This is a genomic window from Streptomyces camponoticapitis (assembly GCF_014646115.1).
GTDB classification, from domain to species: domain Bacteria; phylum Actinomycetota; class Actinomycetes; order Streptomycetales; family Streptomycetaceae; genus Streptomyces; species Streptomyces camponoticapitis.
In genome coordinates this window covers 1-14,135 of record NZ_BMMV01000041.1, presented here as the reverse complement: position 1 = coordinate 14,135, position 14,135 = coordinate 1, and the positions used below count along the sequence as shown (strand labels likewise).

At 72.2% G+C, this 14,135-nt stretch carries 14 protein-coding genes; 5 read left to right on the top strand and 9 right to left on the bottom strand.

Features of this window, described 5'->3' with window-relative positions:
• Positions 1-97: 97 nt before the first annotated feature.
• Positions 98-877 (top strand): SigE family RNA polymerase sigma factor, encoded by a 780-nt coding sequence (locus tag IEY79_RS35895; RefSeq protein WP_189111860.1) that lies wholly within the window; start codon positions 98-100, stop codon positions 875-877.
• A gap of 190 nt (positions 878-1,067) precedes the next feature.
• Here IEY79_RS35895 and IEY79_RS35890 read toward each other — a convergent pair whose 3' ends face one another.
• Complete coding sequence (locus IEY79_RS35890; RefSeq protein WP_229701417.1) at positions 1,068-1,742, bottom strand: hypothetical protein; 675 nt, start codon at positions 1,740-1,742, stop codon at positions 1,068-1,070.
• A gap of 128 nt (positions 1,743-1,870) precedes the next feature.
• On the opposite strand from IEY79_RS35890, the gene IEY79_RS35885 reads away from it, so the two are divergent.
• Positions 1,871-2,287, top strand: coding sequence for a hypothetical protein (locus IEY79_RS35885; protein WP_189111858.1), 417 nt, complete (start codon positions 1,871-1,873; stop codon positions 2,285-2,287).
• A gap of 83 nt (positions 2,288-2,370) precedes the next feature.
• Here IEY79_RS35885 and IEY79_RS35880 read toward each other — a convergent pair whose 3' ends face one another.
• The 3 genes from IEY79_RS35880 to deoC are packed head-to-tail and all read right to left on the bottom strand — an operon-like array spanning position 2,371 to position 5,668.
• Entirely contained in the window at positions 2,371-3,261 is an 891-nt protein-coding gene (locus IEY79_RS35880; protein ID WP_189111857.1) for an aldehyde dehydrogenase family protein, read from the bottom strand.
• Entirely contained in the window at positions 3,254-4,684 is a 1,431-nt protein-coding gene (locus IEY79_RS35875) for an aldehyde dehydrogenase family protein (protein ID WP_189111856.1), read from the bottom strand. The genes IEY79_RS35880 and IEY79_RS35875 overlap by 8 nt, the downstream gene beginning before the upstream one ends.
• Positions 4,685-4,690: 6 nt before the next feature.
• Complete coding sequence (deoC, locus tag IEY79_RS35870; RefSeq protein WP_189111855.1) at positions 4,691-5,668, bottom strand: deoxyribose-phosphate aldolase; 978 nt, start codon at positions 5,666-5,668, stop codon at positions 4,691-4,693.
• Positions 5,669-5,825: 157 nt separating this feature from the next.
• On the opposite strand from deoC, the gene IEY79_RS35865 reads away from it, so the two are divergent.
• Entirely contained in the window at positions 5,826-6,461 is a 636-nt protein-coding gene (locus tag IEY79_RS35865; protein ID WP_189111854.1) for a PH domain-containing protein, read from the top strand.
• 362 nt (positions 6,462-6,823) lie between these two features.
• Here the strand turns inward: IEY79_RS35865 and IEY79_RS35860 are convergent, their stop codons facing one another.
• From IEY79_RS35860 to IEY79_RS35850, 3 genes are all read right to left on the bottom strand, one after another.
• Positions 6,824-8,473, bottom strand: coding sequence for a phospho-sugar mutase (locus IEY79_RS35860; protein WP_189111853.1), 1,650 nt, complete (start codon positions 8,471-8,473; stop codon positions 6,824-6,826).
• A gap of 150 nt (positions 8,474-8,623) precedes the next feature.
• Entirely contained in the window at positions 8,624-9,454 is an 831-nt protein-coding gene (locus tag IEY79_RS35855) for a purine-nucleoside phosphorylase (RefSeq protein ID WP_189111852.1), read from the bottom strand.
• 147 nt (positions 9,455-9,601) lie between these two features.
• A complete protein-coding gene (locus tag IEY79_RS35850) occupies positions 9,602-10,039 on the bottom strand; it encodes a gamma-glutamylcyclotransferase family protein (protein ID WP_031229841.1) in 438 nt (145 codons plus the stop codon).
• A gap of 235 nt (positions 10,040-10,274) precedes the next feature.
• Here IEY79_RS35850 and IEY79_RS35845 point away from each other — a divergent pair, with 235 nt between their 5' ends.
• Together IEY79_RS35845 and IEY79_RS35840 are read left to right on the top strand one after the other, a co-directional pair.
• Complete coding sequence (locus tag IEY79_RS35845) at positions 10,275-11,714, top strand: NAD(P)H-quinone dehydrogenase (RefSeq protein ID WP_189111851.1); 1,440 nt, start codon at positions 10,275-10,277, stop codon at positions 11,712-11,714.
• A 167-nt stretch (positions 11,715-11,881) separates the two neighbouring features.
• Complete coding sequence (locus IEY79_RS35840; protein ID WP_229701416.1) at positions 11,882-12,832, top strand: DeoR/GlpR family DNA-binding transcription regulator; 951 nt, start codon at positions 11,882-11,884, stop codon at positions 12,830-12,832.
• Positions 12,833-12,848: 16 nt separating this feature from the next.
• Here IEY79_RS35840 and IEY79_RS35835 read toward each other — a convergent pair whose 3' ends face one another.
• Together IEY79_RS35835 and IEY79_RS35830 are read right to left on the bottom strand one after the other, a co-directional pair.
• The gene (locus IEY79_RS35835; RefSeq protein WP_444544909.1) at positions 12,849-13,427 is read right to left on the bottom strand and encodes a TetR/AcrR family transcriptional regulator; all 579 of its coding nucleotides are present in this window, start codon (positions 13,425-13,427) and stop codon (positions 12,849-12,851) included.
• A gap of 268 nt (positions 13,428-13,695) precedes the next feature.
• On the bottom strand, positions 13,696-14,135 hold a 440-nt coding region (locus IEY79_RS35830; protein WP_189111848.1), incomplete at its 5' end, for an acyl-CoA carboxylase biotin carboxyl carrier protein subunit.

The window sequence follows — 14,135 nt, the reverse complement described above, 5'->3', positions numbered from 1 at the left end:
CAGGCCTGTGACAGTCGGCGGACAGGCCCATGAAACTGGCCCGGCAATCTCTTTGGCAGACGGAAAGCAACAGACTCCAGCCGACGGGGGGCGCGAGATGAACGCACTGCACAGCACGACCTCAAGCGCAGTAATCACGCGTCTCCACGACGTCGCACGGAGCACCGAGAAGTCCGGCGCCGTGAACGGGCGGGGGTGCGTTCGCGGCGCCGGGCGTCAGCATCGGCCGCCGTACATCGCGGTGGTCGACGCGGCGCGAAAGTCCACGGCGGAAGAGGCCAAGGGCCGAGGGAACGAAGGCGAAGCGTACGGAGAGGCCACGGGGGAGCGCACCGTGCGGACGGAGGCCACGGATGCCGAGACGGCGTTCACCGCCTACGTCCAGGAGCGCCGGGCCTCTCTGTACGCGACCGCCTACCACCTGACCGGCGACCGCTTCGAGGCCGAGGACCTGCTCCAGAGCGCGCTGTTCTCCACCTACCGCGCCTGGGACCGGATCAGCGACAAGGCGGCCGTCGGCGGCTATCTCCGCCGCACGATGACCAACCTGCACATCAGCGCGTGGCGCAGGCGCAAGCTCAACGAGTACCCGACGGAGGAGCTGCCGGAGACGGTCGGCGACACCGACGCGATGCGCGGCACGGAGCTGCGCACGGTGCTCTGGCAGGCGCTCTCGCGCCTCCCCGAGACGCAGCGCACGATGCTGGTGCTGCGCTACTACGAGGGCCGCACCGATCCCGAGATCGCGGAGATCCTCAACATCAGTGTCGGCACGGTGAAGTCGAGCATCTGGCGGTCGCTCCGCCGGCTGCGCGAGGACGAGGTCCTCAGCTTCGGACGTGACGAGGAAGAGTCCTTCGGCGAGCTGGTGGCCTGAAGGCGGCGGGGGGATGTAACACCCGGGGGGAGCAACACCAGGGGGAACGGGGGAGGGACTGCCGTCTCGGGGGAGACGGCAGGAGCAGGGCACGGGGGCACGGGGGTGCACCGAGCAGGACCGGACAGGCTGGGGGGCCTGTCCGGTCTTCGCGCGTTGCGGGCCCCCCGGGCCGGGCGTCGCCGGACCGTTAGAGACCGCTGTTCGCGGGCCGCGCCGGCATGGACGGATGGGCGGCCGGCGTACGGGGACGGGCACCGCCCGCCGCCGCGTCGGCGATCCGGGTGAGCGCCTCCGCCTTCGCGCAGGGATACGCCCCCAGCGCCGTCTGACGGGCGACGATGCCGCGCTCCGCGCGCATCAGCCGCCAGCCGCGCCGCAGCAGGAACGCCACCGACTTCCGGCCCTCGCGCAGATCCCGCAGCAGCCTTCGGCGGAACGTCGTCGACGGGCGCCCGCGCAGACACAGCGCGTCGGCCAGGACGCCCAACTCCTCGCAGCGCGCCACGACATCGGCCGCGAAGATGCCCTCGGCGACGAACAGTCCGGCGCCGCCGATGCCCAGCTCCTCGGTGTCGACGCGGGAGCTGGTGGCGATGGAGTACACGGGGACGGTCGTACGGCCCGTACGGCACAGCTCCTGGATCGCGGCGACCGCCGCGTCCGCGTCCCAGGACAGCGCGGAGTCCCAGTCGATGTCCGCGCTTCCGGCGACCAGCGGCAGCGTCGGGTCGTCGCCCTCCTTGTAGAAGTCGTCGAGACGGAGCACGGGCAGGCCCGCGCGGGCGGCGAGCGACGACTTGCCGGAGCCGGAGGGGCCCGCGAGCAGGACGACACGCGCGGAGGCGGTTCGGTGGGGACTCACGGGACACCAGTCTGAGGCATACACCCGCGCAGGGGATCCCTGGCCGGGGTGTTGGTATCGAGCGTCACATCTCAACTACTGTGCGTGTCATTCCCCTTACTCGGCACTTCCGCGCAGTCAGGAATCCCATGGCACGTCATTCAGCTTCCACTTCCCGGCGCCGCGCGTTGCTGCGCGCCGGGCTGACGATCACCGCGGCGGGCGCCGTGATCGGGCTCGGCGGCGCCGCGGCGCAGGCGGCGCCGGCCGCGCCCGTGCCCGCGTCGGGTCCCGACAGCGAGCTCGCGGAGGCCGGGAAGGCGGCCGGCGAGGGACTGGGGGGCGCTCTCGGGCACTCCATGGCCGGGGGCCTCGGCCCGGTCAAGAACCTTCAGCTCAACCCGCTGGCCAACACGGGCGTCGACCCGCTGGACAACGCGGTCGGCACGCAGATCGCCGACTTCAAGCCGCTGTCCACGGCGACACTGACGGACCCGGTCACCAAGGGCGGCGGGCTGGCGGACCTGCCGCTCGTCGGGCCGGTGACGGGGCTGCTGCCCGGCTGAGCACCGGTGCTCTCGTTCTGCGTAAGGAGGCCCGGCCGTCATCGCGACGGCCGGGCCTCCTTACGCAGGCGGTTGAAAACGGCTCAGTAGCCGGAGCCCGACGCGCCCAGGCCCCCCGTGGGGTGCCAGACGGTCTTCGTCTCCAGGAAGGCCGTCAGTCTGCCGGTGCCGGGGTCGGCGGAGAAGTCCACCGGGTGCGGGCGCACCACGCGCTTGAGGTTGTCCGCCGCCGCGATCTCCAGCTCCTTGGCCAGGGTCTCGTCGGCGCCGTACAGATCGATGCCGTTGACGTCCTGGTGCGAGGCGAGCGGCGCGGCCAGTTCGGCCGTACGGCCCGAGAGGACGTTGACGACGCCGCCCGGCAGGTCGGAGGTGGCCAGCACCTCACCCAGCGACAGGGCGGGCAGCGGAGAGCGCTCGCTCGCCACGACGACCGCCGTGTTGCCGGTGGCGATCACCGGGGCGACGACCGAGACCAGGCCGAGGAACGACGAGTCCTGTGGGGCGAGGACCGTCACGACCCCGGTGGGCTCGGGCGTGGACAGGTTGAAGAACGGGCCGGCCACGGGGTTGGCGCCGCCCGTCACCTGACCGATCTTGTCCGTCCAGCCCGCGTACCAGACCCAGCGGTCCACGGTCGCGTCCACGACGGCCGCCGCCCTCGACTTGGAGATGCCCTCCGAGGCGGCCACCTCGGCGGTGAACTGGCCGCGGCGCCCCTCCAGCATCTCGGCGACGCGGTAGAGCACCTGGCCCCTGTTGTACGCGGTCGCGCCCGACCAGCCGCCGAACGCCTTGCGGGCGGCGGAGACCGCGTCACGGGCGTCCTTGCGCGACGCCTGCGGCGCGTTCGCGAGCCACCTGTCCTTCTGGTCGGTCACCTCGTACACCCGGCCGCTCTCGGAGCGGGGGAACTTGCCCCCGACGTACAGCTTGTAGGTCTTGAAGACCGACAGTCGCTCGGACTCAGACATCGAGATACGCCTCCAGGCCGTGGCGACCGCCCTCGCGGCCGTAGCCCGACTCCTTGTAGCCGCCGAAGGGCGAGGTCGGGTCGAACTTGTTGAACGTGTTGGCCCACACCACGCCCGCGCGGAGCCTGTTCGCGACGGCGAGGATGCGGGAGCCCTTCTCCGTCCAGATGCCGGCGGAGAGGCCGTACTGGGTGTTGTTGGCCTTGGCGACCGCCTCTTCCGGGGTGCGGAAGGTCAGTACGGAGAGCACCGGGCCGAAGATCTCGTCGCGCGCCACGGTGTGCGCCTGCGTGACATTGGTGAAGAGGGTCGGCGCGAACCAGTAGCCGGAGGCGGGGAGTTCGCACTCCGGCGACCAGCGCTCGGCGCCCTCGGCCTCGCCCGCGTCGGCCAGCGTCCTGATACGGGCCAGCTGCTCGGCGGAGTTGATCGCGCCGAGGTCCGTGTTCTTGTCCAGCGGGTCGCCGACACGCAGCGTGGAGAGCCGGCGCTTCAGCGAGTCCAGCAGCTCGTCCTGGACCGACTCCTGGACCAGCAGCCGCGATCCGGCACAGCAGACCTGGCCCTGGTTGAAGAAGATGCCCGTGACGATGCCCTCGACGGCCTGGTCGACCGGGGCGTCGTCGAAGACGATGTTGGCGCCCTTGCCGCCGAGTTCGAGCGTGGCCTTCTTGCCGGTGCCCGCGATCTGCCGGGCGATGGCCTTGCCGACGGCGGTCGAGCCGGTGAAGGCGATCTTGTCGACGTCCTCGTGCTCGACGAGGGCGGCGCCCGTGTCGCCGTATCCGGGAAGGATGTTGACGACGCCGCGCGGCAGACCTGCCTGGCGGCAGATGTCAGCGAAGAACAGAGCGCTCAGCGGGGTGGTCTCGGCGGGCTTCAGGACCACCGTGTTGCCCGTCGCGAGCGCCGGGGCGATCTTCCACGCGAGCATCAGCAGCGGGAAGTTCCACGGGATGACCTGGCCCGCGACACCGAGCGGGCGCGGGTTCGCCCCGTAGCCGGCGTGGTCGAGCTTGTCGGCCCAGCCCGCGTAGTAGAAGAAGTGCGCGGCGACCAGCGGGAGGTCCGCGTCGCGGGTCTCCCGGATCGGCTTGCCGTTGTCGAGGGTCTCCAGGACGGCCAGTTCGCGCGAGCGCTCCTGGATGATCCGGGCGATCCTGAAAAGGTACTTGGCGCGCTCGGCGCCCGGCAGCGCGGACCACTTCGCGAACGCCCCGCGGGCCGCCTTCACGGCCCGGTCCACGTCCTCCGCGCCCGCTCGCGCGACCTCGGACAGCACTTCCTCGGTGGCGGGGGAGACCGTCTTGAAGACCTTGCCGTCGGCGGCGTCGGTGAACTCACCGTCGATGAACAGGCCGTAGCTCGGCGCGATGTCGACGACCGAGCGTGACTCGGGGGCAGGTGCGTATTCGAAAGCCATGGTGTATCAGTCCACCGTCACGTAGTCGGGGCCGGAGTAGCGGCCGGTGGAGAGCTTCTGGCGCTGCATCAGCAGGTCGTTGAGGAGGCTGGAGGCGCCGAACCGGAACCAGTGGCTGTCCAGCCAGTCCTCGCCGACGGTCTCGTTGACCAGCACGAGGAACTTGATCGCGTCCTTGCTGGTCCGGATGCCGCCGGCCGGCTTCACACCGACCCGCACACCGGTCTGGGCACGGAAGTCGCGTACGGCCTCCAGCATCAGCAGCGTGTTGGCCGGGGTGGCGTTGACGGCCACCTTGCCCGTCGACGTCTTGATGAAGTCCGCGCCCGCGACCATGCCGAGCCAGGAGGCGCGGCGGATGTTGTCGTACGTGGACAGCTCGCCGGTCTCGAAGATGACCTTGAGGCGGGCGGCGCCGCACTCGGCCTTCACGGCCACGATCTCCTCGTAGACCTTCAGATAGTGGCCCGCGAGGAACGCGCCCCGGTCGATCACCATGTCGATCTCGTCGGCACCCGCGGCGACCGCGTCCCGTACGTCGGCGAGCTTCACGGCCAGGGCGGTGCGGCCGGCCGGGAAGGCGGTCGCGACGGAGGCGACCTTCACGTCGCTCCCGGCGAGCGAGGCGACGGCCGTCTCCACCATGTCCGGATAGACGCAGAGCGCGGCCGTCGTCGGGACGGTGCGGTCGGTCGGGTCCGGGTGCAGGGCCTTGGCGGCGAGCGACCGGACCTTGCCCGGTGTGTCGGCGCCTTCGAGGGTCGTCAGGTCGATCATCGAGATGGCCAGGTCGATGGCGTACGCCTTGGCCGTCGTCTTGATCGAGCGCGTACCGAGCGATGCGGCGCGCGCCTCCAGGCCGACGGCATCGACGCCGGGCAGCCCGTGGAGGAACCGGCGCAGCGAGCCGTCGGACGCGGTCACGTCAGCGAGGGGGGCACCGCCCACGGCGGAGCCTGTGGGCGAGGGTGCAGTCGTGGGCATGGTCACCACATGAGCATATCTACGCGCGTAGCGGCATGTACAGGGGGTGCGGTACCGGGCTGCCCGCCCGGTGCGCGGGCGCGCACGGCGGGTGCGGGGGTGGTGCGGGACGGGATCCGTGCCGAGAGTGTCGGCCGCGTACGGCAGAATCGAAAGCATGACGAGTCCCGAGCAGCCCACCGAGCCGGCCTACGCAGAGCGCGTCTTCCGGTCGCCCGCCGCCATCGCGGGCGGTGTGCTGCTGCTCGCGCTCGGCGCCTGGATCGGGATCGACGCGGTGGTCCGGGGCCATGGCAGGACGCCGTGGCTCGCGCTCGCGGGCCTGCTGCTCGCCGTGCCGCTCGTGGTGGCCTTCACGATCCGTCCGGCGGTGTTCGCCAACGACGACCGGCTGCGGATCAGGAACCCGTTCCGCACGATCGTCGTGCCGTGGGCGTCCGTGGCGGACGTGCGGGCCGGGTATTCGAGCGAGGTGTTCACCGAGGCCGGTGCCAAGTACCAGCTCTGGGCGGTGCCGGTCTCGCTGCGCAAGCGCAAGCGCGCGGCGCGACGGCAGTCGCAGAGCGCGCACGACGACCCGCACAGCAGGACGTCGGTGAGCGCGGACGTGACGGATACGCGCGCGCGGACCGCCGACGCGGACCACACGGTCGCGGGCCTGCGCGAACAGGCCGAGCGCTGCGCGTCGCGCCCCGAGGCGCAGGGGGAGCCGCAGGCGCGCTGGGCGTACGAGGTGATGGGCCCGGCACTGGCGGGCCTGCTGGTGCTGGTGGTGCTGCTCGCGACGGGGTGACGCCCGGCGAGCGGGCCGGCTCCACCGGAGGTCCGGCGACCGGCCGGTCCGTCCCCGAAGGCCGGACGCCCCGGGAACAACCCGTCCCACGGATCGAGGACGGTCCGCCGTTGAGGCCGGGCGCGCGGATTCCGAGGCGGAGGACCGGGCCTCGTACCGGGCGTCCTCGCCCAACTCGGCAACGACGCGGTGCGGTCGCGGGACCATGAGGAGCCGGGAGCGCGGAGCCGGCCCCGAACCGCCTCCGCCCGGTGGCCCCGGCGAGGGCGGCGGGAGCGCCGGGCACGGCATGGCGACGATGATCGGCACCCCGTCCCCGGAGACGGCACCCCCGCAGCCGACAGCGCCGCGAGCGCGCCGCCTCAGATGCCCGCCGCCTCCGACACGTCCCGCTTCAGGGATGCCAGCAGCTCCGCCCCCCGGGCCCGCGCCGACGGCAGGTCCGCCGCCGTGGGGACCGGGATCACGGCCTCCAGGTAGCACTTGAGCTTCGGTTCCGTACCGCTCGGGCGGACGATCACCCGGGCCCGGTACGCGCCGTCCAGGTGATAGCGCAGGCCGTCCGTCGGCGGGAGGCCCGACGCGCCCTCGGAGAGATCCTCGGCCGAGGTGACCGTGAGGCCCGCCAGGGCCGTCGGCGGGTGGTCGCGCAGACGGTCCATGGCCGCCGAGATCAGCGACAGGTCCTCCACGCGCGCCGAGAGCTGGTCCGTGGCGTGCAGGCCGTGCGCCAGCGCCAGATCGTCCAGCAGGTCGGCCAGCCCCCGCCCCCGCTCCTTCAGCTCCGACGCCAGCTCGGCCACGAGCAGCGCCGCCGTGATGCCGTCCTTGTCGCGTACGCCGTCGGGGTCGGCGCAGTAGCCGAGGGCTTCCTCGTAGCCGTACCGCAGGCCATCGACCCGGGCGATCCACTTGAAGCCGGTGAGCGTCTCCTCGTAACCGACACCCGCCGCCTCCGCGATCCGGCCGAGCAGGGACGACGACACGATCGACTCGGCGAAGACGCCGGTGGCGCCCTTGTTCACCAGGTGCGCGGCCAGCAGCGCGCCCACCTCGTCGCCGCGCAGCATCCGCCAGCCGCTCTCCGCGTCCACGTCCGGGACGGCCACCGCGCAGCGGTCCGCGTCCGGGTCGTTGGCGATGACGATGTCGGGGGCGGCGCGACGGGCCGTGGCGAAGGCCAGGTCCATCGCGCCCGGCTCCTCCGGGTTCGGGAAAGCGACGGTGGGGAAGTCCGGGTCGGGCTCGGCCTGTTCGGCCACCGGTACGGGCGCGGGGAAGCCGGCCCGCGCGAAGGCGGCGTTGAGGGTCTCCGTACCGACGCCGTGCAGCGCCGTGTGGACGACGCGCGCGGTACGGGGCGAACCGGGGCTCAGGACGGCGTCCGTGCGCTCCAGATACGCCGTCAGCACCTCGTCGCCGAGGACCTTCCAGCCGCCCTCCGGGCGCGCCACGGAGCTCAGCGCTCCGACGGCGGCGATCTCGGCCGCGATCTCGCCGTCCGTGGGAGGCACGATCTGGGAGCCGTCGCCGAGGTAGACCTTGTAGCCGTTGTCGCGCGGCGGGTTGTGGCTGGCGGTGACCTCCACACCGGCCACGGCGCCCAGATGCCGTATGGCGAAGGCCAGCAGCGGGGTCGGCAGCGGACGCGGCAGCACGGCGGCGCGCAGCCCCGCGCCGGTCATCACCGCGGCGGTGTCACGCGCGAAGTCGGCCGACTTGTGGCGGGCGTCGTATCCGATGACGACGAGGCCGCCGCCCTGGCCCGTGGCCTTGAGATACGCCGCCAGCCCGGCGGCGGCGCGGATGACCACCGAGCGGTTCATCCGCATCGGCCCGGCGCCCAGCTCGCCGCGGAGCCCGGCCGTACCGAACTGGAGCGTGCCGCCGAACCGTTCGGCCAGCGCGTCCGCGTCACCGGAGTCGATGAGCGTCCGCAGTTCGTCCCGGGTGTCGCTGTCCGGGTCCTCGGCCAGCCACGCCTCGGCGCGCGCGATGAGGTCCTGCTGCACTGTGCGTTTCCCTTCCCTACGCCCGGGGCGGCGCGAAAACGGCGCGCGCGACACCCGGGGTGGACCGTGTCGGCCGGATCCGTGCCCGGCCCCGGCCGGATCCGTCCCCGGCCGCGAAGCCGGATCGTGCCCCGGCTCGGATGCCCCGCCTCAGATGCGTTCAAGCACCCGTGCGAGCAGGGCACCCATCTGCGTGGCCGAATCACGGCCCGCCCGGAGGACTTCCTCGTGGTTCAGCGGTTCGCCCGACAGGCCCGCCGCCAGATTCGTCACCAGCGAGATGCCCAGCACCTCGGCGCCGGCCTCGCGCGCGGCGATCGCCTCCAGCACGGTGGACATGCCGACCAGGTCGCCGCCCATCACCCGGACCATGTTGATCTCGGCGGGAGTCTCGTAGTGCGGGCCGGGGAACTGGACGTACACGCCCTCTTCGAGAGCGGGGTCCACCTCCTTGCACAGGGCGCGCAGCCGGGGTGAGTAGAGGTCCGTGAGGTCCACGAAGTTCGCACCGACGATCGGCGACGCCGCCGTCAGATTGATGTGATCACTGATCAGCACCGGCTGTCCCGGGCGCATGCCCTCGCGCAGCCCGCCGCAGCCGTTCGTCAGGACGACGGTCTTGCAGCCGGCGGCGACCGCCGTACGGACCCCGTGCGCCACGGCAGCGACGCCGCGCCCCTCGTAGTAGTGCGTACGGCCCAGGAAGACCAGTGCGCGCTTCTCGGCGATCGCGTAGGAGCGGATCGACCCGCCGTGGCCGGCGACGGCCGGCGGGGGGAAGCCTGGCAGCTCGGTCACCGGGAACTCGACCTCGGGTGCTCCCAGCGCGGCGACGGCGGGTGCCCAGCCGGAGCCCATCACCAGGGCTACGTCATGGGTCTCGGCGCCGGTGAGTTCGCGCAGGCGCACCGCGGCGGCGGAGGCTGCGGCGTGGGGGTCGGCGGATCCGTCGGCCGTGGCCGGGATAACAGATGCGTTCACGCCGAAGAGCGTAACCGGTCCGGCCCTACGCGCGTAGATGATCGAGCGTACGGTCTTCGGATCGTTGTGTTGTCGTTTCCGACGAACGCGCGGGTCAGCTGCCTGTCACGGCCGTTCCGGCCCTGTCCGTGCGAGCGGCCTGCCGGTTCAGCACGCCCGCTTCCGCAGTTCCATCACATAGTCGTGCGGCGCCCCGGCCGACTCCGCCGCCTCGGCCAGCTCGCCGAGATAGCGCGCTGAGGGCAGCCCGCCCTCGTACCCGTTCAGGACGTACAGCCAGGCCGGCTCCTTGCCGTCCAGGGTGTCCACCCGTACCCGCATCCGCCGGTATATGTCGAGACCGACACCCTCCCAGCGGTCCATCGAGTCCTCGTCCATCGGCGCGATGTCGTAGAGCGCCACGAAGACCTGCGAGCGGGGCGCCTCCACGAGGGTGACCAGCGCGCCCTCCCAGCCCATCTGCTCGCCGCCGAAGGTGAGCCGCCAGCCGTTGAGCCAGCCGGTGCCGCGCAGCGGGGAGTGCGGGGCGCGGCGGGACATCAGCCGCGCGTCGAGGTTGCCGGCGTACGCGGCGTAGAGCGACATGGGGACGAGGGTACGGGAGGGACGCGCGTGCCCGGCGAATCCCGTGGACGCGGCCCGTTCGCGGCTCGCCCCCGGCTCGCCCGCGTCCCTTCCCGGCGCCCGGGGGAGGGACCCGGGGCGAAGCGACTTGAAGAGTGCGGGACAATGGCGTACGTACTGCATCCTCCGGGGACCCCCCGGACTCCCGGCCGGGACGGCAGACGGGTCGGGTCGACAACGCGAGGCGGATTTTTTCGTGACCCGGATCGTGATCATCGGCGGCGGACCCGGCGGATACGAGGCGGCCCTGGTGGCCGCGCAGCTCGGCGCCGAGGTGAGCGTCGTGGACTGCGACGGCCTCGGCGGAGCCTCGGTCCTCACCGACTGCGTACCGTCCAAGACCCTCATCGCGACGGCGGAGGTGATGACCACCTTCGACTCCTCTTACGAAGAGCTGGGCATCATCGTCGCCGACGACACCCCGCCCCTCGAACAGGCCGCCCGCGTCGTCGGCGTGGACCTCGGCAAGGTCAACCGACGGGTGAAGCGCCTCGCGCTCGCCCAGTCGCACGACATCACCGCCTCCGTCACCCGGGCCGGGGCCCGCGTCCTGCGCGGCCGGGGCCGGCTCGACGGCCGGCAGGCCACCGACGGCTCCCGCCAGGTGATCGTGACCTCGGCCGACGGCTCGGAGGAGTCGCTGACCGCCGACGCCGTGCTGATCGCGACCGGCGCGCACCCGCGCGAGATCCCCGACGCGCTCCCCGACGGCAAGCGCATCCTCAACTGGACGCAGGTCTACGACCTCACCGAGCTCCCCGAAGAGCTGATCGTGGTCGGATCCGGCGTCACCGGCGCCGAGTTCGCCGGCGCCTACCAGGCGCTCGGCTCGCGCGTCACACTCGTCTCCTCCCGCGACCGCGTGCTGCCCGGCGAGGACCCGGACGCCGCCGCCGTGCTGGAGGACGTCTTCCGGCGCCGCGGCATGAACGTGATGTCGCGCTCCCGCGCCTCGTCCGCCAAGCGGGTCGGCGACCGCGTCGAGGTGACGCTCGCCGACGGCCGGGTCATCTCCGGTACGCACTGCCTGATGGCGGTCGGCGCGATCCCGAACGCCGAGGGCATGGGCCTGGAGGAGGCCGGGGTCCGGGTGAAGGACTCGGGCCACATCTGGACCGACCGGGTGTCGCGTACGTCGGCTCCCGGCGTCTACGCGGCGGGCGACGTGACCGGCATCTTCGCGCTCGCCTCGGTCGCCGCCATGCAGGGCCGTATCGCGATGTACCACTTCCTCGGCGACGCGGTCGCCCCGCTCGACCTGAAGACCGTCTCGTCGAACGTCTTCACCGACCCGGAGATCGCGACCGTCGGCTACAGCCAGGCGGACGTGGACAGCGGGAAGATCGACGCACGGGTCGTCAAGCTGCCGCTGCTGCGCAACCCGCGCGCCAAGATGCAGGGCATCAGGGACGGCTTCGTCAAGATCCTCTGCCGGCCGGGCACCGGGATCGTCGTCGGCGGTGTGGTCGTGGCGCCGCGCGCCAGTGAACTGATTCACCCCATTTCGATCGCGGTCGACAACAATATGACCGTCGAACAGATCGCAAACGCTTTCACTGTGTACCCCTCTCTGTCGGGCTCGATCGCCGAGGTCGCGCGGCAGTTGCACAGCCGTAAGCACGAGGACGAGGGTTGACCCAGGTCATGGGCGTACGCGGGCCTCGGGGCGGCGCTCCCATACCACTTGGCGCGCCCCCGCGCGTACACCTTCCCTATTTCGGCGCGAACCGCTGAAAGCAGACGGATGTTGGGGTTACTGTCAGTTTCGTGTTCGCTGCAGAACGTCGCCAGTTAATCCTCGAAATGGTGCGCGCCAACGGAGCCGTGTCGCTCCGTGAGCTCGCCCGCGTCGTCCAGACCTCCGAAGTGACCGTACGGCGGGACGTGCGGGCGCTGGAGGCCGAAGGACTCCTCGACCGCCGGCACGGCGGTGCGGTACTGCCGGGCGGATTCACGCGAGAATCCGGCTTTCCGCAAAAATCCCATCTCGCCACGGCGGAGAAGACGGCCATCGCCGATCTCGCCGCGAGCCTCGTCGAAGAAGGCGAGGCCGTGGTGGTCGGCGCCGGTACGACCACGCAGGAGCTGGCCCGCCGGCTCGCGCGGATCCCCGGTCTGACCGTCGTCACCAACTCCCTGCTGGTCGCACAGGCGTTGGCCCACGCCAACAGGGTCGAAGTCGTCATGACCGGCGGCACGCTGCGCGGGTCCAACTACGCGCTGGTCGGCAGCGGCGCCGAGCAGTCGCTCCAAGGGCTGCGGGTCTCCCGCGCGTTCCTGTCCGGGAGCGGGCTCACCGCGGAGCGGGGTCTGTCGACCTCCAACATGCTCTCGGCCAGTGTGGACCGCGCGCTGGTGCAGGCGGCGGCCGAGGTCGTGGTGCTCGCCGACCACACCAAGCTGGGGACCGACACGATGTTCCAGACGGTGCCGACCGACGTGATCACCCGGCTGGTCACCGACGACCCGCCCCCGCACGACGACCGCGCGGCGACCGAACTCCAGGCCCTCGCCGACCAGGGCGTACAGATCACGGTGGCGGGCACCACCGGATCGGGGTCCGGCGGTCCGGGGAACGGCGAAGCGGTCCCGCCGGGGCGCCAGCCCCGGCGGGACACCCCGCTGCCGGGCCAGCGCCGTACGCACGGCGGCGCCGGGCCCGGACCGGGGGCTCTGCGCGGCGCGGCGCCGGCCGGGGCGCTCGCCGAGCAGCCGGGGGAGCGCGCGCGGGTGGCGGACCTGCGCCGCCGCTGAGGGGGCGCGGGGCCGCTCACACGGTGTGTTCGGCGGCGCCGTTCTCGTGGGGCCCCTTCAGGCCGGTCAGCGTCAGCGTGAGCAGCCGGTCGGCCAACTCCGGGTCGTCCGGCGCCTGTTCGGCGGCGAGCGCGATGGCGTTCGTCAGCTGCATGAGGTCGTCGATGGACGTGTCCGTCCGTACGGCGCCGCTCACCTGCGCCCGTACGAGCAGCTGCTCGCCCGCCGTACGGAGCCCCGCGCTGCACTGCGTCAGGGCCGAACTCGTGTCCCGCGAGGCCGACATGAGCGCGCGGGAGAGGCCTCGGTACTCACCCGCATGAGTGATCAGCGCGCGCAGCCAGTCCACCAGCGCGCGGCAGGGCCGGTCGGAGCCGGCGAGTTCGCGCGAGCGGTCGAGCAGATCGGCGAGCGCCTCCTGGAAGACCGCGTTCATCAGGGCCTGGCGGGTCGGGAAGTGCCGGTACAGCGTGCCGATGCCGACCCCGGCGCGGCGGGCGACATCCTCCAGCGAGGCATCGGTTCCGTGCGCGGCGAACGCGGAGCGCGCCTCGCCGAGCACCCGCTCGTAATTCCGTCGCGCGTCGGCGCGCATGGGCCGGGGCGGCGCGTCACTGCTGCTCGCCATCGCGGTCCTTCCTGTCGCTACGAGGCACTCGGCGGCCGTGCGCGGTGAGCTCGGTCCGCGCGGGCGGTGGGGCCCGTGCGCTCTGTGCGGTCTGTGTGGTTCTCCAGGATGCCACTGCGGGCCGGGTCTCTCGGGCCGATCGCCGGTTCGGTCACCATCGGCCGGTTCACCCCGGCGCACATCGCACAACGGCCCCGCCGGTTCTGCCCGGCGGGGCCGTTGGGACGAGCGAGGGTCAGTCCTTGATCTCGCAGATGGTGGCGCCCGAGGTGAGTGAGGCGCCGATCTCGGCGGTGAGGCCCTTGACGGTGCCGGAGCGGTGGGCGTTGAGGGGCTGTTCCATCTTCATGGCTTCGAGTACGACGACGAGGTCGCCCTCCTCGACCTGCTGGCCCTCCTCGACCGCCACCTTCACGATCGTGCCCTGCATCGGGGACGCGAGCGTGTCGCCGGACGCGGCCGAGCCGGCCTTCTTCGTGGCGCGGCGCTTGGGGCGGGCGCCGGCGGCGAGGCCCGTGCGGGCCAGGCTCATCCCGAGGCTGGAGGGCAGCGAGACCTCCAGGCGCTTGCCTCCGACCTCCACGACGACCGTCTCGCGTCCGGGTTCGTCGTCGGTGTCGGTGTCGCCGGGGGTGGTGAAGGCGGGGATGGTGTTGACGAACTCGGTCTCGATCC